Origin of the sequence: Clostridium novyi NT (genome assembly GCF_000014125.1) — a bacterium.
Classification (GTDB): domain Bacteria; phylum Bacillota; class Clostridia; order Clostridiales; family Clostridiaceae; genus Clostridium_H; species Clostridium_H novyi.
The window spans coordinates 2,412,443-2,435,492 of sequence record NC_008593.1 but is presented as its reverse complement, the minus strand read 5'-3'; the positions used below and the strand labels follow the sequence as shown (position 1 = coordinate 2,435,492).

The following is a 23,050-nucleotide window of genomic DNA, read 5'->3' as shown; positions in this document are numbered from 1 at the left end:
AGGTGTCTTTTAATTTATGCGTAAAAAGTATGGTTTTTTATAAATTAATAATTTATACATAAAAAAATTAACATTCTAATAAATAACAATTGTAATATGGAATGTTTTTTGATAATATGTTATATATGCTTATTAAAAATTAATAAATTAATAAAAAAATACTATAAAATAATAAAAATACTAAAGAGGGGGAAGGATATATTGGAACTATTAGCAAAATATATATCATCAATTAACAATATATTATGGTCCTATGTTTTAATAGCGCTACTTATTTTAATGGGACTTTATTTTACTATTAAATCTGAATTTGTTCAAATAAGATATTTTAAAGAAATGTTTAAACTTTTAGGTGAAGGGGCAAGTAAGTCCATGTCATCAAATAAAGAAGAACACCATGGAGTATCATCATTTCAAGCCTTTTGTATAAGTACAGCATCTAGAGTAGGTACAGGAAATTTAGCAGGTGTTGCCATTGCAATTTCAACTGGAGGTCCAGGAGCTGTTTTTTGGATGTGGATTATTGCATTAATCGGAGCAGGTTCGAGTTTTGTTGAAAGTACACTTGCACAAGTATATAAAACTAAAGACAAACACGGTTTTAGAGGCGGTCCTGCATATTACATGGAAAAAGGTCTTAATAAAAGAAAACTTGGAATTGTCTTTTCTATATTAATAACTGTGTCTTTTGGTCTTATATTTAACTCAGTTCAAGCAAATACTATTTCGTTAGCATTTGAAGAAGCATTTGGAATAAAAAGAATAGTATTTGGTGTGATTTTAGTTTCTGTAACTGCATTAATCATATTTGGTGGAATAAAAAGAATAGCTAAAGTTGTAGAAGTTATCGTTCCAGTTATGGCTATAGCATACATATTAGTTGCTTTATTTGTTGTAACTAAAAATATAACGCATATACCTGAAGTGTTTGGACTTATATTTAAAGATGTTGCTTTTGGAATTAGACAAATAGCAGGTGGTACTCTTGGAGCAGCAGTATTAATGGGAATTAAAAGAGGATTATTCTCAAATGAAGCTGGTATGGGAAGTGCTCCAAATGCAGCTGCAACAGCAGGGGTAACTCATCCTGCAAAACAAGGTCTTATTCAAACTTTAGGTGTATTTACAGATACTCTTTTAATTTGTAGCTGTACTGCATTTATAGTTTTAATATCAGGAGCTTATACGGATAAAAAGTTAGAAGGAATAAAACTTACTCAAAATGCATTAAGCTCACAAATTGGACATTGGGGAAATACATTCATTGCATTATGTATACTTTTATTTGCCTTTAGTTCAATAGTTGGTAACTATTATTATGGAGAAAGTAATATAGAGTTCCTTAAAGGTAGTAAAAAGTGGCTTGCAGCATATAGAATTTCAGTTTTAGGAATGGTTCTATTTGGTTCAGTTGCTAAAATTCAAATAGTTTGGGATTTAGCAGATTTATTTATGGGATCTATGGCGATTATAAATCTTATTGCTATTTGGAAATTAAGTCCTTTAGCATTTAAGGTATTAAAAGATTATACAAGACAGAAAAAAGAAGGAAAAGATCCTATATTTAAAGCTAGTCATATAGAAGGATTAGTAAATGCAGAGTGTTGGGAAGACTAAGATAAAAATATATAAGAATAATAAAGATTAAATATATAGTAGGCTGTTGATAAATGTTGTTTATCAATGGTCTTTTTTAATTAATGTAAATTAACTTAAAAATAACACTGTAAATTAGCTTAACCTAATACTTATGAATATTGAATGGTAAAAATTACAAAATGCTATTTACTAATTTTTGGAAATGAATTATAATGGAATAAATTGGAATACACAAACAACATATTATAATCCATTATAGTATATAAAATAAGGGGGATAAAAATTAATGTCAAAAGGAAATAATATTGTAGATTCTTTTTCTGTACAAGTAATTGATGATGGTTATGCAGACACAAAATCTAGGGGAGAAGACACAAATATGATAGTAACACCTTCTTATGTGACATCGTGGAGACCATCATATAATAAGGATAATGATTTGCAGGAAGAAAAGATAGATAAGTTAAGCAGAATAGAAGTTAAGGTCAATGGATCTAAATATTTGGTTGGACAATGTGCTGTAAAGCAGGATAGAAATATTCAGTGGAATGGTGCAGCGGACAAGCATGATGATACTTCCTTCGATATTCTTTTAAAAACTCATTTAAGCCTTTTAAACAAGAAGCCTATGAGTAGAGTAAAACTTGTTATGGGACTTCCTGTAAGTGCTAGTTTAGATAAAGAAAGAATAGAAAAGATGAAAGCTAAGGTGTTAAGACAACATAATTCAGCATTAAGATTATATGGTGACAAGGACTTTCAAAATAAAATAGTAAAGGTAGAAGATTTAATAATAAAAGCACAACCTCATGGTACATTATGTGATCTTATATTAGATAGCTCAGGTAATTTAACAAATAAAGACCTTGCAAGAAAAGTCAATGCAATATCAGATATAGGTGGCAAAACTCATAATTTATATCTAGTAGATGCATTAGAACCATTGTCTGATTTTTGTGATACAAAAAATAGTGGAATGTATATAGCTTATATGTGGATTAAGAATTACATAGAACAAGAGCTTCACTTGAATGTATCAGATGGACAAATTCAATATATAGTTGCAAGTGGACAAATAAAAGGATACGATTTAACACCTGTAATTCAAAAAGCATATAGAAGTCTTGCAAGAAAAATAATACTCGAAATAAGAACTGTTTGGGAAAATGCATTTCCGTTTATAGATAACATTATATTTACTGGTGGAGGGGCAACAGTATTAAAGCCTTATCTTCAAGAAGAATTTAAAAATGCCATGTATTTAACTAGAAATCAAAATGCATCAGGTTTATTTAAGCAAGGAATTAGAAAGTGGAAGAGGAAAGCAGTTTAGGAGGTGGGTGCTATGCAAATTTCTCTGTATATAGGGGAACGAAAAAAAAAGGATAGGATAGTCAATGAAGAACTTCTAAAATATATTGAAGGAGATAGAAGTGACAGAATAAAAGATTTGATATTAAAGGGACTTATATTTGAGGGCAATAAAGGTATAGATGAAAAACTTTTAGATATGAGATATATGTATGGTAGTCATGAGTTTTCAGCTATTACAACATTAGAACCTGAAAGCATGGGAATTACAAGTAAACCACCTATAATGTCAAAGCCCGAAAATGATATAAATGAGGTCAAGCCTGATTTCAGTAACATTAAAGTAACTAGGACGGCAATAGATGATGAAGAATTAGAGAATAGGATATAATTTAGGGTGCATTTGCACCCTAAATTTGTCTTTTAAGGATCTTTTTAAGAGTTTCTTCGTCTATATCAAGATCAACATCGAAATCTTTTGCATAGTTAATTCCCCATGAATAAATAGAATACAACACGGGGATTATATGTTTTCCGTAGTCAGTTAGACTATATTCTACCTTTGGTGGAACTTGAGGGTAAACAGTTCTATTTACAAGCCCATCTCTTTCAAGTTCGCGCAACTGTTGAGTAAGCATTTTTTGAGTTATGCCATCAAGTCTTCTTTTTAATTGACTAAATCTAAGAGTTCTGTTTCTAAGGTGCCATAAGATAACAGTTTTCCATTTACCACCTATTACATCCATGGTTAATTCCATACCGCAAGAATAGGTCTTTTCATATATTTTTGACATTGGATATACCCCCTAAATAATAGTATAGATTATATACTATACAACTTTTTATGTACTATAGTAAAAAAGAATACCTATATTATATATACCACAATAGAAATATAGGTACAAGCCTATATAAAAATCATGTTGTAAAGTTTTTATAAAAAGGTAGATAATTTTTAAGATAAGCATATTTACTACATGAAGGAAGTGGTAGATATGATTAATGTTAGAAATTATAAAAGCTCGTTAGTACTTAAATACCTTGCTGGAGCTGATGAAAAAGGTAGAGATGTTTTTAAAACTCAAAAACTTCAAAAATTAATTCCGGAAGCAACAGATGAAGATGTATTTGATATTGCACTTGAAATAAAGAAACTTTTAAGATTTGAAGATGTTAGAGTTTTTAGAGAGAACAACACTATATTAACTAAAAATTAGATTAAGCTTAAATGACTTTATTAAGGAGGTATGAAAATGAGTAAGTTATTAGTAATGAATTTTATAACTAATAAAGGAAAGAAAATGAATATAAAAGTTAAAGATATAAAGCCTGACATAGAAGAAGAAACAGTAGCAGAAGTTATGAATGCTATAATTGATAAAAATGTATTTTTAAGTGCGGCTGGAAAACCAGTAGAAATAGCTTCAGCGCAGGTAGTAGAAACTACAGTAACAGATATTGATGTATAGAAAAAAAGTCCTTCATGTTGAAGGGCTTTTTTATTTTTCATTTATAAGGCAAATACTTTGACTTGATATGCCAAGCCCTTCTCCTGTAAAACCAAGTCCCTCTTCAGTAGTAGCTTTTATGTTTACTTGATTTTCATTAATACATAATGCAGAGGCTATATTTTTTATCATATCTTTAATATAAGGTGCCATTTTAGGTTTTTGAGCAATTATAGTGGCATCTATATTTATAATTTCATAGGAATTTTCATTAAGTAATTTTCCTACCTCTTTTAAAAGAAGCATGCTTGAAATTCCCTTATATTTATTGTCTGTATCTGGAAAGTGTTTTCCTATATCTCCAAGAGCTGCTGCACCAAGTAAACTGTCCATTATGGCATGTATAAGAACATCTGCATCAGAGTGACCTAAAAGTCCTAGTTCATAAGGAATTTCAATTCCGCCTAATATTAATTTTCTGTTTTCACACAATTTATGGACATCATATCCCATACCAATTCTCATATAAAGATCCTCCTAAAGTTAATTTATATAATTATTAATTATAGTATAAGACAAATTTAATTAATAAGACATAAGGTAATAAAAAAAACTGCAATTACAAAATTGCAGTTTAAAAAGAGTTGGTATACAAATGCGAATGAATATTTTATACTTTTTATTATAACACAAATATACAGAAAATTTAGAAAATAATGAAAATAAATATAAAATTATATAAATATAAAAGCCCTAGTTAGTATTTAACTAGGGCTTTTAAAAGGTTAAAAAGGGAATTACAGAGGTTTTTATACTTCATTATATTTAATAAGCTTGAAAAGTGTTAATAAATATTTTAAAAGTATAAAAATTATTTATATAGAAATTATTAACATATTATACACAGGTTTGTGGACAACTTTATTTATTTTATATAAATTTATATAAAATAAATAAAAATTTAATTAAATACGTTCAAAAATAGAACAAATTGAAATAGGATGTATTAGAAATTAACATAAAATAAACAAGTTATACACAGGTAAAATGTGGATAATGTGGATATGTATATAAAAATTCAGATAAATTATCCTTTTGAGTAATAAAAAATATACAATTAACATAAAATATACAGCTTATCCACAAAAAAATGCAGTAATTGTGGATAACTTTTTAAAATTGATGAAAAATAGTTTTAATTAAATTTTTTTCATTTAACTTACCCTTCTTTTGAATCATTATGTATATGTAGGGGTGGAGAGAAAAAATCTCTCCAATCAAAAAATATTATTTTGATAATTCTGGTTCATAAGGATAAAGAGTAGTAGATGCAATTTCATCATCAATTTTCCATTTACCATTTTCTAAAATTAAATTATAGGTTATTTCTTTTGAGTAAATTTTATTGTATTGTACTCCAGCTTTAGCTAACTCACAATCTTTAGAAAAATGACTATATTCAGATAATCTATTTACTGAAACTTTACAAGTAGTAAAATCTTTATTGAATTGAAGATAATTATAGTTTTCAATTCCAGCAAAGTGTTCTACTATTTCTATCTTCTTGCAAGCATCAATAATTACTTGATTAGCATGTTCCTTACCACCATATTTCTTTTGAAGATTTTTACTATACATTTCAAATTGAGGATCACCTTTTACTGTTTTGTAATCAACATTTTCTCCAATTTTCAAATAATTAAATATAAATTTTGAAATAGCTTTAGCTTCTGGCATATCCATAGTATAGTAAACCTTCTTCTCATTTTTTTCACCGAATACTCTATAGCATGCGGTTTCATTTTTAGTCTCAAACTTTTTTGATTCATTAATTTTTTTAGAACTATCCTCTTTATTAACTTGTTTTTGTTCCTTGTCTTGCTTTTTTACTTGTTCTTGTTTTGTAGGTGCATTAGTGGTTTTAGTTTTCTTGCAACCGGTTAAACCAATACAACTAAAAATAGTTGCTATCATCAAAATTGATACTAAAAATTTCTTGTTCATAATAAAACTTCCTTTCGGTTTAATGTAATGTGTATTTTTACATATTATATCAAATTTAGACTTGTTTGTGTTATTATGTATTTATAATGTAAATTTACAATAATGTGTTATTAAATATTCAAGGAGGTTATACTATGGTTAAAAAAATAATAAATAATATTTTTATACAAAAAGATTTAGTAAATAAAATGATCTTTTCAGTAAGGAGATTTAAAGAATCATTTTAATCACTATTTTTTAATAAATATAAAACTTTTCAAAATATTTTTGATATTAATATGAAGTAGGCTACATTATGATGTTAAAGAAAATGATGAGATCTACAATTTTATTTGTTGTATTATTTATAGGGATATGTACAACAACAAATTATGCTTATACACTTTCAAATGATTGTAAAAAAGGAGTAGATAATCTTTTCATTGATTATCAATTTAAACATTTTGCAGAAAGAAAAAATGGTTTAACTGTTGACAATGATAAAGTATGGACAATAACATTTAATCATAAGATTAAAATAGATAATAATTCTTATAATTTTATTTATATTTTAGATGAACAGAATAAAAAGGTACCAATTGAATTAAAAAATAAAGATGAATATAATATTCAAGTTATTCCTAAAAAATTATATGTTTACGAAAAACAATATAAATTAGTATTGGATAAAGGACTAAAAGGATTTAATAGTATACTTCCTAAAAAAGATGTTAAAAATTTTAGAATTGCTCCTAACGTACAAGCATTTTCTATATATCAGAAACGAGAAACTGTAGATTATGGTGGGACATGCAATGATGATGATTTACAAAATCACTTTAATGATTTTGGAGATACATGTACTTTTATTTTAGAAAAACTAAATAAAAATGATTTTTCTAAAGTTTTACATTGGCCTGTTACTTGGAATGAAGATGATATTAAAAAAATTCCAACTTTTCAATATAAACCTATCCCAACTTTGACATTTACTAGAGTGAAAGCAGGAACTTATTATATACTTGGTGTATTAAGTGGTTTTGATCCAAAATGCTCTAAATTTACACTTATGCAAAAATTAACAATAGAAAAAGAGTAAAAACAAGATTTATATAAATGAATAAAAGAATGTCTTAAAAACGAGAGTACTTTTTTGAACTTACCTAACAATTTTTTAACTTCGTTTCCTGTAAAGTTTAAGTTAAAAAATTGTTAGGTAAAATGTTATTATAGTATATAAATATCATCTATATCATTTCATTACTACATCTACACATTTTTCACAATCCTTAATGCCATGGACTTCGTTATAGGATATGGTTCTTAAAAGTAAATTTGTCGAAGCTATTTTTGAGCTTTTAATTAGTTGATTTCCTTTTCTGATGTGGAGAGAAAAAATCTCTCCTATTAAATATTAATTTTGTGAAGAATTAGGTTGGAAAGGATAAAAAACTTTGGCTACTTTTTCTTTATCAATTTTCCATTCATTATTTTCTCGAATTAAATTAAAAGTTGCTTCATTAGAATAAATTGTATTTAATTTAACATTTGATTTTGCTAGTTTACTTTCTTTTGAGAAATTTTTAAATAAAATCAATCTATCTACAGATACTTTACAAGCAGTAAAGTCTTTATTGAATTCGATACAATTATATCCATTAAAACCAATTAATTTTTCGATTAATTTAATTTCTTTAACACCATTTACATTGTTTTTATCACAATGTTCTTTTCCACCATATTCTTGTTCAAGTCTTTTACTATAGTACGGAAATTGAGAATCATTTTTTACAGTATTGTAATCAACATTATCACCAGCTTTCAAATAAGTTGTTACGAATTTAGTAACTTCTTTAGCTTCTGGCATATCCATAGTATAATAAACCTTCTTTTCATTTTTTTCACCGAATACTCTATAGCATGCGGTTTCATCTTTAGTTTCAAACTTAATTGATTCAGCAATTTTTTTAGAACTATCTTCCTGTTTAACTTGTTTTTGTTCCTTATCTTGCTTCTGAACTTGTTCTTGTTTTGGAGTTGCAGTAGTGGGTTTAGTTTTCTTGCATCCGGTTAAACCAATACAACTAAAAATAGTTGCTATCATCAAAATTGATACTAAAAATTTCTTGTTCATAATAAAACTTCCTTTAGGTTTAATGTAATGTGTGTTTTTACATATTATATCAAATTTAGACTTGTTTGTGTTATTATGTATTTATAATGTAAATTTACAATAATGTGTTATTAAATATTCAAGGAGGTTATACTATGGTTAAAAAAATAATTAAACCAATATTATTATCAATGTTAATGTTACTGTGTATATGTAATAAATCATTTGCATATCAAATATCAGATGATAGTGAAAATATAACAGATACACCTTATTATGTAGACTATCAATATGCTCATTCTGATTATTTGGTAACAAAAGAAAATAAGGTATGGACAATAAAATTAAATGATAAAATAACTATTACTAACAACACTTATAAATGTATTTATGTTTTAGATAATAAAAATAATAAAATACCTATTATTTTAAAAACTAAAAATAATAAAAAAAGTGATAATGAAATTTTAGTGTATCCTAAAACAAATTATTTATTTGAAAACAAATATCTTCTAGTTGTAGATAAAGGACTAGAAGGTGAAAATAATACAGTAACTAAAGAAAAAATAATAAAAAAATTTCAAATAGTACCTAAAGCTACGTATGGTTTTCCACGTGGTTGTGATATATTAAGTAGCAATAGACAATCTTTAAAAGATAGTTTAAAAGAAGATTACGTATATTTGAATTTACCAGAAGGTAATTCTGTATCATGGCTACCGATAGAATGGCATTATGAAGATATTGATCTTATTCCAATTTATTGTACAGATGCTAGAGTTCAAGCATATACAAGTGAAGAAGGAGTTTTTTATATAAGAGGAAGATTAGCCGGATTCGATCCAAAAGAACCTGCATTTAATTTTAAATTTAGAATGAATATAACTCACTAAGTTAATAAGATAAACTTATTCTCTAATTTGTATAAAATATAATACAAAAAAGGTCTGTATGGGTTTTTTACGTACAGACCTTTTTTATAATTATGTAGGTGAAGAGAGATAAATTTCCCCCAATAATTAATTAATGTTTTTCTTTATTTTTTCTATGATATTCATCTAACTTACTTAAATCTACTATAGTATGTCCATTTTTATCTACTCCTATAATAGCGACATCAAAGGAATTTTTTTCTTTAGGGGTATGATCTATTATTCTATAATTTTTTTTGGTATTCTTTATATCTTCATCTATCAATCTTTGTAATTCTCTACGAATTTCTCTTTCTTCTAAATCCGAATTGTTAGCATTTTTATTTGTGGTAATTTTTTTAGAAGTGGATTTTTTTGGAGAAGTTTTTTTAATAATAGGTTTTTTTTGAGTTGTTTTAACAACGTTGTTTGAAATAATAGGTTTTGAATCTTTGATAACTGGTTTTGAACATTTGTTTAAATTAACTTGCTTTAACTTTTGATTTTTTTGATCATTGTTGTTAATTATGCTTTTTTGTTTTGTAACTTTATTTTTGTTATCTACATTCGTATTGTTATTAGTTGCTATTTTAGTATCTAACTTTTGTAATGTTGGTTTGTTATTTAGCTGGTTACTCTTTTTCTTATTTTATTCATAAATAAAACCTCATAGAATTTTATGTAATAATTATGATTTCCTAAAATTCAATTTTATCTTTAATTACCTAACTGCACTAAAATTTAGAACTAATTTATTAAATTAATATTTATATACGATTATTGTAGAATATTATGATATTACATCCCCTTTGGTTGTATAATATCATAATAATTTTAATACATCAATATTTATACTATATAGTTAAATTGTTACATAAAATCTTTGGAAAGTTTTATAACTCAATTAAAGAATATCTATAGTAAGTTAAAGACATCTATTTATTAGGAAAAGTAGTTTAAAACATGTAAATATATTATACTATTTAATGGAATTAATTTATTTATAAAGAAAATAATGTAGTTGATACATAGAAAGGAGACAATAAAAAGATAATATGAAACAACAAAATCAAAAAAAACTTTTTGAAGGAAGTATATTAAGAAATCTACTTAAAATGTCCATTCCTACAATGCTAGGATATTTATTTCAATCTGCTTATGATTTAGTTGACCTTATATGGATTGGAAAGATATCATCCTCAGCAGTTGCAGCGGCAACTATATTTACTACTATATTTTGGACTGTGGATATATTAAATGAGATAATTGGAACAAGCTCTGTTTCTGTAATATCACAAAGCTATGGGACTGGAGATAATGAAAAGACTACCATAGCTATAGAGCAAACATTGATATTTAAAGCTTTAGTAGCGGTTATAGCGGCAATATTAATGTTTATATTTTTAAAGCCACTTATAGGATTTTTTACAAAGGATCCAGTAGTTAAGGAGAGTGCATTACAGTATGGATATATAAGGATATTTTTCCTGCCAATTATGTTTTCATCATTTACAATAAATACTGCTTTTAGATGTATTGGTGATGCTAAAAAGCCTATGATTGTTATGATTGTAGCTGCTATATTTAATGTTATATTAGATCCATTATTTATGTTTGAAAAGATACCTGGGACAAGTATACCAGGACTTAATATGGGCATATTTGGAGCGGCACTTGCAACTGTAATATCTACAACAATTGCTTTTATATTAGCTTTAATTATTTTTATAACACAGGAAAAGCATATAAAATTAAACTTTAAAAGGCTTTTTAAATTAAATTGGAGCATAGATAAAAAACTTTTAACAATAGGAATATCAAGTGGATTTCAGATGTTATCTAAAAATTTAGCAGGAATTATAGTGTTGAAGTTTGTTGCACTATATGGAACGGCAGCTGTAGCAGCTATTGGTATAGGAAATAAGTTAATTAATTTTACCAATATGCCTATAGTAGGGTTAGCAATGGGTTCAAGTGCTATAGTTGGACAATGTCTTGGTGCAAACAAGGTGGACAAGGCAAAGGAATCTGCTACGAAGGCATGTATTTTAGGCGCTTCTATAATGACGGTTTTAGCTATTATCATATTTATATTTCCAGAGTTTATAATGAAGGTATTTATAAATAATGAAGAAGTTATAAATATAGGAATAACTATGCTTAGAATAATAAGTATAGGACTCATTGCCATGGGAGCAACTATGGGTATAGGTTCTGTATTTCCAGGTTCCGGATACAATTTTCCGTACTTTAGTGCAAGTGTCATAGGAAGATGGTGTTGTCAAATTCCACTTTTGTTTATAGTTGTAAAGGTGTTTAAGTTACCTATTATGTGGGTTTGGGTAGTATTTTGTATAGGTGATTTTATTGAAATGTTCGTTGTTTTTATATTCTACAAAATAGGAAAATGGCAAATAAGTAGAGTTTAAATTATGTTCCCATGTATCATAATGTATGGGAATATGCATTAAAGTTGATACCGATTTCAGTAAAGTTTTATAAAAAATTTTTAAAAATACTATTGAATTATTATTAAGAGTTTATTATAATTATACAAAAGCTATGAAGGGTAGCAGTAAATAAACTTTCATTTTAAGAGAGTGGATGTTTGGTGTGAATCCATAATGAAACTTATTGAATCCGACCTGAAGCTGCATTGGAGTAACAACCGATGCCGGAGTTATCCGTTACATAATGAGGCTGCAATAAAGCAGTAAACTAAGGTGGTACCACGTAGATAACTAAGAATATATCTCCGTCCTTGAATTTTCAAGGACGGAGATTTTTGTTTTGGGGCAAAAACATAAATAACATACGAATAGTATTATACAGGGGAAAATATACAAAAATTTAAAAAACAGAATATTAAGAATATACAATTAATTTAAATGGGGGGTTTTATATATGAGTACAAAATTATTAATGACACCGGGGCCAACGAATGTGCCAGATAGAGTTTTAAGAAAAATGGGTGAAGCAGTTCTTCACCATAGAACAAAAGAATTTGGGGCAATGTTTGGAGAAATGAGTGAGAGACTTAAATATATATTTCAAACTAAAAATCCAGTATTAACATTTCCAGCATCAGGAACAGGTGGACTTGAGGCAGCAATTGTAAATATGTTTTCAAAAGGAGATAAAGTTTTAGCTGTATCTTGTGGGGTATTTGGAGATAGATTTATAACAATTGCAAAAATATATGGGGTTGATGTAGAAGTATTAGAAGTTCCATGGGGAACAGGGGTAAAGTTAGAAGAGATACAAAATAGATTAAAAGATTATCATAAAGCACTTATAGTAACTCATAATGAAACATCAACAGCTGTAACTAATAATATTAAAGAAATAGGGCAGTTTATGAAAGGTAAAAAGCAATTATTTATAGTTGATGGAGTTAGCTCTATTGGGGGAATAGAAGCTAAAATGGACGAGTGGAATATTGATGTTTTAATTACAGCATCTCAAAAGGCACTTATGTCACCTCCAGGATTATTCTTTGCAGGGGTTAGTGATAAGGCATGGGAAGCTTGTGAAAAATCAGATATACCAAAATACTATATGGATTTTAAAAGGGCAAAAGAGTTTTTAGAAAAGCCAACACCACAAAATCCATATACACCAGCAGTATCATTAATAGCTGCAACTAATGAAGCACTAAAAATGATACAAGAAGAAGGATTATATAACGTATATAAAAGACATGAAACTTTAGCAAATAAGTTTAGATGTGAAGTAGAAAAAATGGGACTTAATATATATACTGATAAAAATTACTTATCAAATACAGTTACAGCAATAACATTTGATAAGGATGGAATAGCAAATCAAATTAAAACTAGACTTGAAGAAGAGTTTAATATTGTAATAGCCGGTGGACAAGGTGAACTAAAGGGGAAAATGATAAGATTTGGACATATGGGATGTGTCAATGAAGAAATGATAGATGTAAGCTTAGAAGCTTTAAAGAAATGTCTATAATTTTTAAATATTAATCTTAAAATTTTGATATAACGAATATATTTGATAATTAAATAAATAGGGGGTTTTATATATGAATAAAGGAAGAGTATTAATAGCTGAGAGTATTGATGAAGCAGGGGTTAAGCTTCTACAAAAGGAAATGGATGTTGATTTATTAATTGGTATAAAAAGAGAAGATTTATTAGAAAAAATTCACGAGTACGATGGGCTTATTATAAGAAGTGATAATAAAGTAGACAAAGAACTTATGGAAAAGGCACCTAATCTTAAAATTGTTGGAAGAGCGGGAAATGGTGTTGATAACATAGATATAGAAGAGGCAACAAAGAGGGGCATTATAGTTGCAAATACTCCAGATAGTAATACAATTTCTGCATGTGAGATAGCAATTGCACATATGCTTGCTGGGGCAAGAAACTTTACTTATGCAGATTCATATTTAAAGTCAGGAAAATGGGAAAGAGATTTGTTTATGGGAAGTGAACTATATGGCAAAACTCTAGGAATAATCGGACTTGGAAGAATTGGGGCATTAGTAGCTACAAGAATGAAAGCATTTGGAATGAATATAATAGCATATGATCCATATATAGCTGATGAAAGATTTAAAAGATATGGGGTAGACAAAAAAGAAACTTTAGATGAACTTGTACAAGAAGCTGATATTATAACGATTCACACTCCAAGAACTAAAGAAACAATAGGAATTATTGGAGATCGTGAAATAGAACTTATGAAAGATGGGGTTAGACTTGTAAATGCAGCTAGAGGAAAGCTTATGGATGAGGATGCACTTTATAGGGGATTAAAAAGTGGAAAGATAAAAAGTGTTGGACTTGATGTTCATGCTGTAGAACCAAGACATGAAAGTCCATTATACGAATTTCCAAATGTAACTGTAACACCACACATTGGGGCAACTACTTTTGAAGCACAACAAAATGTAGGATTAACTATAGCACAGCAAGTTATTAATGGTATAAAGGGAGAAATAGTTCCTAATGCAGTTAACCTACCTGGAATAAACAGATTAGAACTTAAAGATTTAAAACCATATATTGAACTTGTAGAAAAACTAGGTAAATTATACTATCAATTAAATAGTGAACCTGTAAAATATGTTGATGTAACTTATTGGGGCAATGTTACAAAGTTTGATGTTGATGCTCTTGAGATAGCATTTTTAAAGGGACTTCTTCAACCTGTAAGTAATGATAGAGTTAATTATATTAATGCAAGAATAGTAGCAGAGCAAAATGGAATAGGAATAAAACAGCAAAAGATAGAGGAACAATATAAAAACTATTCAAATCTTATTACTATAAAAATAACTAATAATAAGATGGAAGAATTCACTCTTGCAGGTTCAGTTTCAAGTAATCATGAAGGAAAGATAGTTGAAATTCAAGGATATGAAGTGGATGTTAAACCAAGCACTCATATGGTATTTGTTCAAAACAAGGACGTACCAGGGGTTATAGGTCAAGTTGGTACTATAATTGGAATGGAAGGAATTAACGTTGCTACAATGCAAGTTGGAAGAAAAGCTAAGGGTGAAAATGCTCTTATGATATTAAATGTAGACAGCGAAGTTTCTGATGAATCTATTAAAAAGTTTAAAGAGGTTCAAGACATTATTGAAGTGAAAGCAACAAGAGTATAATAGAAATTAACTTAAATATATAAATTTAAATAGGTATTAGATGTATAAATGTACATCTAGTACCTAAATTATTATTGGGGTGATTAATATGAAAATAGGATATGCTGCATCAGCCGGAGAAACAGAAGTTTTTGATACTATAGATTATGCTTATAAAAATGGATTTTCAGCTGTAGAACTTAATATAAATATGCCTATATTTTTTCCAGAGAAATTTAATAAAGAAAAAAGAGAAGAAATAAAAAACTATAGTAAAGAAAGAAATATAGAAATTACATTTCATGCACCAGAGGATATATCACTTCTTCAACTACAAAGTGAAATTAGAAAAGCTGGTATAAACAGAATAAAAGAGGTAATTGATTTTGGATATGATGTAGGTGCAACTAGAATTACAATGCACATAGGACCTGCTGTTTGTTTTACATTAACAGATAAAAAAGTATATTTAGATGAATTATATTATAATGAATACAAAAATGTATTAGAAGAAAGTCTAAAGGAGCTAATAGAATATTCTAAAGGAAAAATAAAGCTTTGCATTGAGAATTCAGGGCGTTTTCCTGAAAAGTTAGTGCAGGAAACCTTAAATAAGTTATTAGAAACTGAAGAAAATTTATTTTTAACATGGGATATAGGACATTCTTATGAAAACAAATATAATGAAGTGGAATTTTTCCTGAACCATGTAGAAAAAATAAGAACCTGTCATGTTCACGATAATAATGGGGCAAGTGATCATCAAGTAGTGGGAATGGGAAATATAGATTTTAAATATCATTTTGAGAAGATGAAGGATTCAGATATTGTTTATATTATAGAAGTAAGACCAAGAGATAAAGCAAAGGAATCACTTCCTAGATTATTAGAAATAATAAAATAAATACATTATATAAAATCATACCATAGTTTAAGGTATGATTTTGTGTTTTAAAAGAGGATATTATATATAAAAAATGGAATATGTATAATTGTGGATTTTAATGAAAACATTCTTGTATAAAAATACATAAAGTAAATACGATAATACATTATTATATAAAATCATGGGGGGATAAGATGTTGAAAAAAAGAAAAGTACTTTATAAAATGCTAATGACAATAGGCATGTTTTTATGCATTTCTAAGACAAGCTTTGCTGTTGATATTAAGGAAGTACCTGCAAAATCAAATGTAAAGGTAAATAAGGCTTGGTGTGTAAAATTAAATCAAAAGTTAGATGCTTCCACAATTAATACAAATAATATAGTAGTGAAAAGTAGTAACGGAAAGAAACTAAATATATCTGTTTGCAGAGGAAGTGATGCAAATAGTATAATGGTGTATCCTCAAGTTGGAGGATATGTTCCGGGAAAAAGTTATTACTTAGAGCTAGGAACAGGAGTTAAAAGCAGTAGTGGGAAACCACTATCAAAGGTTACAAGGATGACTTTTAATACATCTAAAGAACTAGTAGACTTTACTAACTATGAGTCTTTACCGAGTATAAAAACTGTTGAAATAATAGGAAAACCTGTTATTAAAAATAATAGTACAAGCTTTAAGATTACTTCTAATTTTAAGGAAGCAGTACAATATAGAGTATTTATATTTAAGTATCCTGATGAAATTTTTGATAATGCTAGTAATGAGCGATATTCAAGTGTGTCTTATGAAGAAATTACAAATGGATACAGTTCTAATATGAATCCTTCCAATCCTTATATAGTTAAAAAAGAGCAAGGTTTAGATTCTGGAAAATATAAGGTTATAATTTATGTAAAAGAATCAAATAGACGAGGAATGCACATGGATAGTAATACAGACTACGATAACTATAGTAGTATATATTTTAAAGTGCTTAATAAAAACATAACAAATGAAAAGAATCCAAATGAGATTTTAAAATATACAAATTATAATAAAACAATATCTGAAGCTACTAAAAATCAATTAAAGGATGGAGATCCTAAATATAGTGAGGGAAGTAATTGGATTAGAAGTAGTGAGAGCTTAATTAAGTATTACATGGATTCAAATAATTTTCTTGATGATTTAGGTAAATACCAATTTTTAAACTTAAACTACATGGAAGGTGTTACTCCAAAGGATTTAAATAATATATTAAATGGAAAAGGTATATTAGAAGGAAAGGGAGAAACATTTTTAAAAGCAGCTAAAGAAAGTAATATAAATCCTATTTATTTAGTTTCTCATGCATTACTTGAAACAGGAAATGGAAAGTCTCAGCTTGCAACTGGAGTTCTTGTAAGTTCTGTTGATGGAAAAACTGTTGCACCTAAGAAAACATACAATATGTTTGGGGTTAGGGCAGTAGATAATAATGCACTAAAAGGTGGTTCTGAGTATGCATATAAAAAGGGGTGGTTCACTCCAGAAGAAGCTATAATAGGAGGAGCTGAATTTATAGGAAATGGTTATATAAATAGTCCTAAGTATAAACAAAATACCCTATACAAAATGAGATGGAATATAGATGTTACATGGCATCAATATTGCACAGATATTGGATGGGGTTATAAACAACTTAAAAGAATAAAAGACCTTATGGAACAATGCAAAGATGCAAAGCCTGTATTTGATATTCCAAATTTTAAATAATAGTTTAAACCGGAGATAATATTATCTCCGGTTTATTTTATTCTGTCACTTCCATCATAATTAATTTTATATTTTAGTTTTCTGTCTTTAAGATACTTTTCAAAAGAAGATAAATCCATAGAGTCATTGTTTTTTGATGTGTAGATTATTATGCTATTATCTTTATTTTCTATGTATTTATCATTTAAAACGTCTTTTTCTTTTGCAGAATCTATTATTTTTTCAAGGGCATTATTAAGAGGAAGATTTTTTAATTTAACACCTATTAAGATGTTTCTTCCAGCTTCTTTTGTAGCAGAGGCTTCCACTACTTTATTCCAGTTGTTTACTTTAAGCTGAATTGTAGGAGGAATAATCATTGTAATTACTGCTTTAGGTTTATTGTATATATAAATATTCCTGCAAAATACTACTGCCATTAGTACTATTGCAAGGGCTATAAATATTCTCAATGTTTTAGAGTGATTATGTGCAATATTTCCTGAATATATATCTCCTACATTTGGTGTATAGTCTTTAATTTTAATATTAAAAATTTCTCCGTTTACAGTTTTTATAGAGACATAATTCTTAAAAACTTTAATTACAACACCTGTTTTTCGTTTCATGTATTCACCTACTTATACAAAAAGTTAAATGTTATATATATTATATCAACTTATTGAAAGCTTGTCCTAGAATATTATATTAATAATAAGTTAAAAAATAAGGGAGCAGAATTACTGCTCCTTTTATTATACTAAAGTTATTTTAGAATACGGCTTTTTTTCTATAAAGACTGGAACTGAAGCATCGCCTTTAAACTCTTTACCATTTTCAATTACCACATTTTTATCTATTATTACACCGGTAAGTTTTGCATTTTCTTTGATTTCACAATTGGCAAGAATAATACAGCCATCTACAGAAGCACCTTTGTGGATCACAACTCTTCTTGAAATTATACTATTTTTAACTGAACCTTCTATAATACAACCATTGGCTATAAGAGAGTTTGATACATTTGAGCCATTTTCATATTTAGTAGGAGGTGCATCTGTTACCTTTGTGTAAATTGGACGAGAACCAAAGAAAAGTTCTTTATTTATTTCATAATTTAACATATCCATATTAGTTTTGTAGTAAGAGTCCATTGAATTTATGCATTCTAAGTACCCAGTGTATTCGTAGCCTTTTATATTAAGCGTTAGATTTTTAGAGTATACACAATCCTTTAATGAAGTATAGTATCCTGTGGATATTGATTCATTTATAAGATTTATAAAAGTTTTCTTGCTCATAATAAACATATCCATTGATATATTAGCGTTAGGATTTACTCCTATATTGTTTCCAACACTTATTACATCATTGTCAGAATCTAAATTTAAAACATTGCAGTTCATAAAGCTTGTATTTGCATTGTTTACTTTTTTATATATTATTGTTATATCGGCTTTTTGTTCTTCGTGAAATTTTATTGCTTTTGAATAGTCTATGTTACAAATCATATTTGAAGATGAAAACAATATGTTTTTTTGTTTACTTCTATAGAGATAGTCAATATTATCTTTTAATAAATATATGTCATTAGTTTTTGAATGAGTGAAATTAAAGTTAAATAAAAATAGACCATTTATTTTTCTATCTAAATCCCAAGGTTTCCCGGCTTGAAGATGATGTAGCAATGATCTTGAATTGCTTTGGGTGTATATACCTACATTAGTTATGTTGGAGTTAACCATATTAGATAAGGTAAAATCAATTAGTCTATATCTTCCCCCAATAGGTACTGCTGCAAGAGGTCTACTAGAAGTTAAATTAGTTAAATCTTTATCGTCTTCATTAAGACTTATTATTCCCATATAATCCTTGAACATATAATACCCCCTAATTTTTAATTATAGAGTTTGTCTTTATTTTTTCTCCATCTCCAATAACTGTTATGTCATCGGAGTTCCCAATAACGCTATTGTTTTCTATAATTGTGTTACTTCCGATTATGCATTTTCTAATAATTACGTTCTGTCCAATCTTTACGTTACTCATTATTACGGAATCTTGAATTATACTGTTTGATCCAACTTCAACTTCTGGGAATAGTACAGAGTTTTGAATTTTGCCAAAGACAGCACAACCTTCTACTACAAGGGAATTTTGAATTATAGCGTTTGGACCTGTATATTGAGGAGGTTTTGATGGACTTACAGAGTATATTTTCCAGTTTTTATTATAAATGTCTAGTGGATTTTTAGTATCTAATAAATCCATATTGGCTTGCCATAAGCTTTCTATGGTTCCAACATCTTTCCAGTATCCATTGAAAGAATAGGCATAAAGATTGTAACCTGAATCAAGTAGGCTTGGAATTATGTTTTTACCGAAATCATGATCTGAATCTTCAAGTTCTGAATCTTCAATTAGGAATTCCTTGAGTATTTTCCAGTTGAAAATATATATCCCCATGGAAGCTTTATTGTTTTTTGGTTGTTCTGGTTTTTCTTCAAATTCATATATTTTATCATCATCATTGGTGTTCATTATGCCGAAACGACTAGCTTCTTCTATTGGAACGTCAATAACAGCTATTGTGGCATCTGAGTTTTTTTCTTTGTGAAATTGTAGCATTTTAGAATAGTCCATTTTATAGATATGGTCACCGGATAAAACTAATATATATTCAGGATCATATTTATCTATAAACATTATATTTTGATATATGGCATCTGCGGTACCCATATACCAGTTCCCACCGTCATTTCTCATGTGCGGGGGAAGGATTGAAACTCCGCCTCTTTTTCTATCTAAATCCCAAGGGCTACCTATACCTATATGGGAATTAAGTATGTGAGGTTCATATTGTGTCAATACTCCAATGGTGTCGATTCCTGAGTTAGAACAGTTACTTAAGGTAAAATCTATGATTCTATACTTACCGCCGAATGGTACTGCTGGTTTTGCATTGTTTTTGGTTAAAATTTTTAGTCTAGTACCTTGTCCCCCTGCAAGAATCATGGCTAACATTTCTTTTTTTATCATTAACTTCACCACCATTTATTTTGTTGTTATACTCTTAAAAAAATAAAAATAATTACTTTAATCTATAATTGTATTGGGAATATACGAGGTGAAATATTGAAAAGATTAACAGTAATATATAGATAATATTACAATAATTTGTAAAATATTTCAATAGAAAATCCCCAACTAATATACTTTATATGTATATAAGTGGGGGATATATATTATTCTAATGAGTTTTTAAGTTAAACTTAGAATTGGTTATTTTAAAGTTGTTTTTAATGCCAGATGATACATATACATCATGATTTTTGGTTACAAAAATGGCTTCGGTGTCTTTTATAGACTCTATTAAAGCGAGACCTTTATCAAGCCCTAGGGAAAAGGCTGTTGTTGATAATCCATCTGCGTTTATAGATTTATCGCATATAATAGAAACACTTACAAGTGAATTGTCTACAGGATATCCTGTTTTAGGATTTAAGATATGATGATATCTCTTGCCATCTTTTTCAAAGAAACGTTCATATATTCCTGAAGTAACTATAGATTTATCAGAAATACTTATAGAAGCCCATGGAGGAGCATCAGGAACAAATGGATCTTTAACTCCTATTTTCCACTTATCACCGCTTGGTTTATTTCCTATAGTTACAATGTTTCCACCTAAGTTAATAACAGCATGAGTTACCCCATTTTCTTTAAGAATTCTTTTAACTTCATCTCCTGCATAACCCTTAGCTATTGCTCCAAGGTCAATAAGCATTCCTTTATTTTTTAGCATAACTGAATTATCTTTTTTATTTATAAGTATATTTTTATAGTTTACTAGAGAAAGTCTTGAATTTATTTCACTTTCAGATGGTATTCTGGCCTTATCTGTACCTATATTCCAAAGTTTATCTATACAACCTACAGATATATCAAAAGTGCCTTTAGAAATACTAGAATAATATAAGCTTCTATTTATAACTTCAAGAACGTCACTTGAAACTTTAGTATAGTTTTTGCCAGAAGATAAATTTATCTTTGTAAGTTCCGTTGAAGGTTTATTTATGCTCATTTTATTTTCTATTTCGTTAACTCTAGCATAAGCTTTATCTAATATACTAGGAGATACCTTATCATAAACAGTAATGTTGCATATAGTTCCAAGAAAAGCCCCATCTTTGGAGGTTGGTTTAACATTATCATTCATACAGCCAGTAAATAATAAGAATGATAATATGATTAATGTAATAAATGCCGTAAATTTTCTAAATTTAAACATTGAATCCTCCTAAATACAAAGTAGTTTAATTAGTTTTTTTAATTTTACCTTTTGAAATTATAAAAGTCAATTTTAAGCATTTATAGAAGTGAAAAGTTTCTTTAAATTAAGGTTGTTAAGGTAGTATAATGGATTTATATTTTTAAATTATAATTAAGATAATAATTGATTTAGTTATTTTAATTAGGAGAATTTAATTTAATAAGATAATGTTTAATTGGAGGTTATCTAGCTCTTTAAATTTTAGAAAGGTGGTTAAGGTGTGAAAAAGATAGATAAAATACTTATAGTTATATTTTTAATTATAGCAGGAATTGGGGCTGGAACATTAAAGTATATTTCCAGTAGAAAGTATACTGAAAATTTTGCTGAGATATATGTTAAGGGTAAGCTTTATAAAAAGGTTTCTTTAAATAAGAAGAATCCAAAAGAAGTTTTAAATATAAAGACAGATTTAGGAGAAAACATAATAGAGATAAAAAATGGTGGGGTAAGAATACTTGATGCCAATTGCCATGATAAAGTATGTGTTAAGGATGGCTTTAAAGATAAGGTAGGAGAGGTTTTAGTATGTCTTCCACATAAGGTTGTTATAAAAATTAAGGGGTATGATAATAAGAAAGAATATGATGACATATCACAGTAAGGGGTAAAAAGTTATGAAAACTAAAAAAATGACTTGGATTGCATTACTTGTAGCACAGGGACTTGTTCTTCATGTTATTGAGGGAATGCTACCTATACCATTTATAGCACCAGGTGCAAGGCTTGGACTTACAAATATAATAACCTTAATGGCTCTTTACATGTTGGATTTCAATGAGGTTTTACTTGTTGTGGTTTTAAGAGTATTACTATCTACATTAATAGGGGGAAATATGTCCTCTTTTATGTATAGTATAGCAGGGGGAATTTTAAGTTTCTTTGCAATGTATACATTAAAGAAAGTAGGAAAAGAGAATGTAAGCATTATAGGAATCAGCGTATTGGGTTCAGTATTTCATAATATAGGGCAAGTTATAGTTGCTGGAATAATTATAAATAATGCTATGATTGTATCATATTTACCTATATTACTTGTAGCTGGTATAGGAACGGGAATATTTATAGGTTTTGTAGGAAAATTTTTATTACCTTTTATAAAAAGGTTAAACATAAAAAACTAAAGGC

The 23,050-nt window shown here is 28.0% G+C and carries 23 protein-coding genes and 1 other annotated feature; of the genes, 14 read left to right on the top strand and 9 right to left on the bottom strand.

Annotated elements, in window-relative coordinates:
• Positions 1 to 201 precede the first annotated feature (201 nt).
• The 3 genes from NT01CX_RS11315 (at position 202) to NT01CX_RS11305 (ending at position 3,301) form a co-directional block, all read left to right on the top strand.
• A complete protein-coding gene (locus NT01CX_RS11315; RefSeq protein WP_011723186.1) occupies positions 202 to 1,617 on the top strand; it encodes an alanine/glycine:cation symporter family protein in 1,416 nt (471 codons plus the stop codon).
• Positions 1,618 to 1,885: 268 nt separating this feature from the next.
• Positions 1,886 to 2,932, top strand: coding sequence for a ParM/StbA family protein (locus tag NT01CX_RS11310; RefSeq protein ID WP_011723185.1), 1,047 nt, complete (start codon positions 1,886 to 1,888; stop codon positions 2,930 to 2,932).
• A gap of 12 nt (positions 2,933 to 2,944) precedes the next feature.
• Positions 2,945 to 3,301, top strand: a complete 357-nt coding sequence (locus NT01CX_RS11305) for a hypothetical protein (protein WP_011723184.1) — start codon at positions 2,945 to 2,947, stop codon at positions 3,299 to 3,301.
• Positions 3,302 to 3,320: 19 nt separating this feature from the next.
• On the opposite strand, the gene NT01CX_RS11300 is transcribed toward NT01CX_RS11305, so the two are convergent.
• Positions 3,321 to 3,704, bottom strand: coding sequence for a winged helix-turn-helix transcriptional regulator (locus NT01CX_RS11300; RefSeq protein WP_011723183.1), 384 nt, complete (start codon positions 3,702 to 3,704; stop codon positions 3,321 to 3,323).
• 183 nt (positions 3,705 to 3,887) lie between these two features.
• On the opposite strand from NT01CX_RS11300, the gene NT01CX_RS11295 reads away from it, so the two are divergent.
• Both NT01CX_RS11295 and NT01CX_RS11290 read left to right on the top strand, forming a co-directional pair.
• A complete protein-coding gene (locus NT01CX_RS11295; protein ID WP_242648494.1) occupies positions 3,888 to 4,127 on the top strand; it encodes a DUF1659 domain-containing protein in 240 nt (79 codons plus the stop codon).
• Positions 4,128 to 4,163: 36 nt separating this feature from the next.
• Positions 4,164 to 4,379: a DUF2922 domain-containing protein gene (locus NT01CX_RS11290; RefSeq protein ID WP_011723181.1), complete on the top strand. Its 216-nt coding sequence runs from the start codon at positions 4,164 to 4,166 to the stop codon at positions 4,377 to 4,379.
• A gap of 30 nt (positions 4,380 to 4,409) precedes the next feature.
• On the opposite strand, the gene ispF is transcribed toward NT01CX_RS11290, so the two are convergent.
• Positions 4,410 to 4,883 carry a 2-C-methyl-D-erythritol 2,4-cyclodiphosphate synthase gene (ispF, locus tag NT01CX_RS11285; protein ID WP_011723180.1) on the bottom strand — a complete coding sequence of 158 codons (474 nt, stop codon included), beginning with the start codon at positions 4,881 to 4,883 and terminating at the stop codon, positions 4,410 to 4,412.
• A gap of 762 nt (positions 4,884 to 5,645) precedes the next feature.
• A complete protein-coding gene (locus NT01CX_RS11280; protein ID WP_011723179.1) occupies positions 5,646 to 6,362 on the bottom strand; it encodes a hypothetical protein in 717 nt (238 codons plus the stop codon).
• Positions 6,363 to 6,657: 295 nt separating this feature from the next.
• On the opposite strand from NT01CX_RS11280, the gene NT01CX_RS11275 reads away from it, so the two are divergent.
• The gene (locus tag NT01CX_RS11275; RefSeq protein WP_011723178.1) at positions 6,658 to 7,440 is read left to right on the top strand and encodes a hypothetical protein; all 783 of its coding nucleotides are present in this window, start codon (positions 6,658 to 6,660) and stop codon (positions 7,438 to 7,440) included.
• A 315-nt stretch (positions 7,441 to 7,755) separates the two neighbouring features.
• Here the strand turns inward: NT01CX_RS11275 and NT01CX_RS11270 are convergent, their stop codons facing one another.
• Positions 7,756 to 8,475, bottom strand: coding sequence for a hypothetical protein (locus NT01CX_RS11270; protein WP_011723177.1), 720 nt, complete (start codon positions 8,473 to 8,475; stop codon positions 7,756 to 7,758).
• Between the two features lie 134 nt (positions 8,476 to 8,609).
• On the opposite strand from NT01CX_RS11270, the gene NT01CX_RS11265 reads away from it, so the two are divergent.
• Complete coding sequence (locus NT01CX_RS11265; RefSeq protein ID WP_011723176.1) at positions 8,610 to 9,347, top strand: hypothetical protein; 738 nt, start codon at positions 8,610 to 8,612, stop codon at positions 9,345 to 9,347.
• A gap of 130 nt (positions 9,348 to 9,477) precedes the next feature.
• Here NT01CX_RS11265 and NT01CX_RS12360 read toward each other — a convergent pair whose 3' ends face one another.
• Positions 9,478 to 9,651 carry a hypothetical protein gene (locus NT01CX_RS12360; protein ID WP_011723175.1) on the bottom strand — a complete coding sequence of 58 codons (174 nt, stop codon included), beginning with the start codon at positions 9,649 to 9,651 and terminating at the stop codon, positions 9,478 to 9,480.
• A gap of 769 nt (positions 9,652 to 10,420) precedes the next feature.
• Here NT01CX_RS12360 and NT01CX_RS11260 point away from each other — a divergent pair.
• From NT01CX_RS11260 to NT01CX_RS11240, 5 genes are all read left to right on the top strand, one after another.
• A complete protein-coding gene (locus NT01CX_RS11260) occupies positions 10,421 to 11,794 on the top strand; it encodes an MATE family efflux transporter (RefSeq protein WP_011723174.1) in 1,374 nt (457 codons plus the stop codon).
• A gap of 124 nt (positions 11,795 to 11,918) precedes the next feature.
• Positions 11,919 to 12,131: a binding site (T-box leader), on the top strand.
• A gap of 138 nt (positions 12,132 to 12,269) precedes the next feature.
• The gene (locus NT01CX_RS11255) at positions 12,270 to 13,343 is read left to right on the top strand and encodes a pyridoxal-phosphate-dependent aminotransferase family protein (RefSeq protein WP_011723173.1); all 1,074 of its coding nucleotides are present in this window, start codon (positions 12,270 to 12,272) and stop codon (positions 13,341 to 13,343) included.
• A 73-nt stretch (positions 13,344 to 13,416) separates the two neighbouring features.
• A complete protein-coding gene (gene serA, locus NT01CX_RS11250; RefSeq protein WP_011723172.1) occupies positions 13,417 to 15,009 on the top strand; it encodes a phosphoglycerate dehydrogenase in 1,593 nt (530 codons plus the stop codon).
• Positions 15,010 to 15,097: 88 nt separating this feature from the next.
• The gene (locus tag NT01CX_RS11245) at positions 15,098 to 15,892 is read left to right on the top strand and encodes a sugar phosphate isomerase/epimerase family protein (RefSeq protein ID WP_011723171.1); all 795 of its coding nucleotides are present in this window, start codon (positions 15,098 to 15,100) and stop codon (positions 15,890 to 15,892) included.
• Between the two features lie 176 nt (positions 15,893 to 16,068).
• Complete coding sequence (locus tag NT01CX_RS11240) at positions 16,069 to 17,610, top strand: glucosaminidase domain-containing protein (RefSeq protein WP_011723170.1); 1,542 nt, start codon at positions 16,069 to 16,071, stop codon at positions 17,608 to 17,610.
• Positions 17,611 to 17,642: 32 nt separating this feature from the next.
• On the opposite strand, the gene NT01CX_RS11235 is transcribed toward NT01CX_RS11240, so the two are convergent.
• The 4 genes from NT01CX_RS11235 to NT01CX_RS11220 all read right to left on the bottom strand — a co-directional run bounded on the left by NT01CX_RS11235 (position 17,643) and on the right by NT01CX_RS11220 (position 21,880).
• A complete protein-coding gene (locus tag NT01CX_RS11235; protein ID WP_011723169.1) occupies positions 17,643 to 18,218 on the bottom strand; it encodes an anti-sigma-I factor RsgI family protein in 576 nt (191 codons plus the stop codon).
• Positions 18,219 to 18,344: 126 nt separating this feature from the next.
• On the bottom strand, positions 18,345 to 19,469 hold the full coding sequence (glgD, locus tag NT01CX_RS11230) for a glucose-1-phosphate adenylyltransferase subunit GlgD (protein WP_011723168.1): 1,125 nt from the start codon (positions 19,467 to 19,469) through the stop codon (positions 18,345 to 18,347).
• A gap of 10 nt (positions 19,470 to 19,479) precedes the next feature.
• The gene (locus NT01CX_RS11225) at positions 19,480 to 20,628 is read right to left on the bottom strand and encodes a glucose-1-phosphate adenylyltransferase (RefSeq protein WP_011723167.1); all 1,149 of its coding nucleotides are present in this window, start codon (positions 20,626 to 20,628) and stop codon (positions 19,480 to 19,482) included.
• 211 nt (positions 20,629 to 20,839) lie between these two features.
• Complete coding sequence (locus tag NT01CX_RS11220; RefSeq protein WP_011723166.1) at positions 20,840 to 21,880, bottom strand: FAD:protein FMN transferase; 1,041 nt, start codon at positions 21,878 to 21,880, stop codon at positions 20,840 to 20,842.
• A gap of 262 nt (positions 21,881 to 22,142) precedes the next feature.
• On the opposite strand from NT01CX_RS11220, the gene NT01CX_RS11215 reads away from it, so the two are divergent.
• Entirely contained in the window at positions 22,143 to 22,526 is a 384-nt protein-coding gene (locus NT01CX_RS11215; protein WP_011723165.1) for a NusG domain II-containing protein, read from the top strand.
• Between the two features lie 13 nt (positions 22,527 to 22,539).
• Entirely contained in the window at positions 22,540 to 23,046 is a 507-nt protein-coding gene (locus NT01CX_RS11210; RefSeq protein ID WP_011723164.1) for a Gx transporter family protein, read from the top strand.
• Positions 23,047 to 23,050: the final 4 nt, after the last annotated feature.

Excerpts from the sequence above, each read along its gene's own strand:
- NT01CX_RS11260 (WP_011723174.1), top strand. The coding sequence starts at position 10,421 with ATGAAACAACAAAATCAAAAAAAACTTTTTGAAGGAAGTATATTAAGA.
- NT01CX_RS11210 (WP_011723164.1), top strand. The coding sequence starts at position 22,540 with ATGAAAACTAAAAAAATGACTTGGATTGCATTACTTGTAGCACAGGGA.
- NT01CX_RS11310 (WP_011723185.1), top strand. The coding sequence starts at position 1,886 with ATGTCAAAAGGAAATAATATTGTAGATTCTTTTTCTGTACAAGTAATT.
- NT01CX_RS11275 (WP_011723178.1), top strand. The coding sequence starts at position 6,658 with ATGATGTTAAAGAAAATGATGAGATCTACAATTTTATTTGTTGTATTA.
- NT01CX_RS11290 (WP_011723181.1), top strand. The coding sequence starts at position 4,164 with ATGAGTAAGTTATTAGTAATGAATTTTATAACTAATAAAGGAAAGAAA.
- NT01CX_RS11220 (WP_011723166.1), bottom strand. The coding sequence starts at position 21,880 with ATGTTTAAATTTAGAAAATTTACGGCATTTATTACATTAATCATATTA.
- NT01CX_RS11255 (WP_011723173.1), top strand. The coding sequence starts at position 12,270 with ATGAGTACAAAATTATTAATGACACCGGGGCCAACGAATGTGCCAGAT.
- serA (WP_011723172.1), top strand. The coding sequence starts at position 13,417 with ATGAATAAAGGAAGAGTATTAATAGCTGAGAGTATTGATGAAGCAGGG.
- glgD (WP_011723168.1), bottom strand. The coding sequence starts at position 19,469 with ATGTTCAAGGATTATATGGGAATAATAAGTCTTAATGAAGACGATAAA.
- NT01CX_RS11265 (WP_011723176.1), top strand. The coding sequence starts at position 8,610 with ATGGTTAAAAAAATAATTAAACCAATATTATTATCAATGTTAATGTTA.
- NT01CX_RS11245 (WP_011723171.1), top strand. The coding sequence starts at position 15,098 with ATGAAAATAGGATATGCTGCATCAGCCGGAGAAACAGAAGTTTTTGAT.
- NT01CX_RS11240 (WP_011723170.1), top strand. The coding sequence starts at position 16,069 with ATGTTGAAAAAAAGAAAAGTACTTTATAAAATGCTAATGACAATAGGC.
- NT01CX_RS11235 (WP_011723169.1), bottom strand. The coding sequence starts at position 18,218 with ATGAAACGAAAAACAGGTGTTGTAATTAAAGTTTTTAAGAATTATGTC.
- NT01CX_RS11280 (WP_011723179.1), bottom strand. The coding sequence starts at position 6,362 with ATGAACAAGAAATTTTTAGTATCAATTTTGATGATAGCAACTATTTTT.
- NT01CX_RS11225 (WP_011723167.1), bottom strand. The coding sequence starts at position 20,628 with ATGATAAAAAAAGAAATGTTAGCCATGATTCTTGCAGGGGGACAAGGT.
- ispF (WP_011723180.1), bottom strand. The coding sequence starts at position 4,883 with ATGAGAATTGGTATGGGATATGATGTCCATAAATTGTGTGAAAACAGA.
- NT01CX_RS11305 (WP_011723184.1), top strand. The coding sequence starts at position 2,945 with ATGCAAATTTCTCTGTATATAGGGGAACGAAAAAAAAAGGATAGGATA.
- NT01CX_RS11295 (WP_242648494.1), top strand. The coding sequence starts at position 3,888 with ATGAAGGAAGTGGTAGATATGATTAATGTTAGAAATTATAAAAGCTCG.
- NT01CX_RS11300 (WP_011723183.1), bottom strand. The coding sequence starts at position 3,704 with ATGTCAAAAATATATGAAAAGACCTATTCTTGCGGTATGGAATTAACC.
- NT01CX_RS11270 (WP_011723177.1), bottom strand. The coding sequence starts at position 8,475 with ATGAACAAGAAATTTTTAGTATCAATTTTGATGATAGCAACTATTTTT.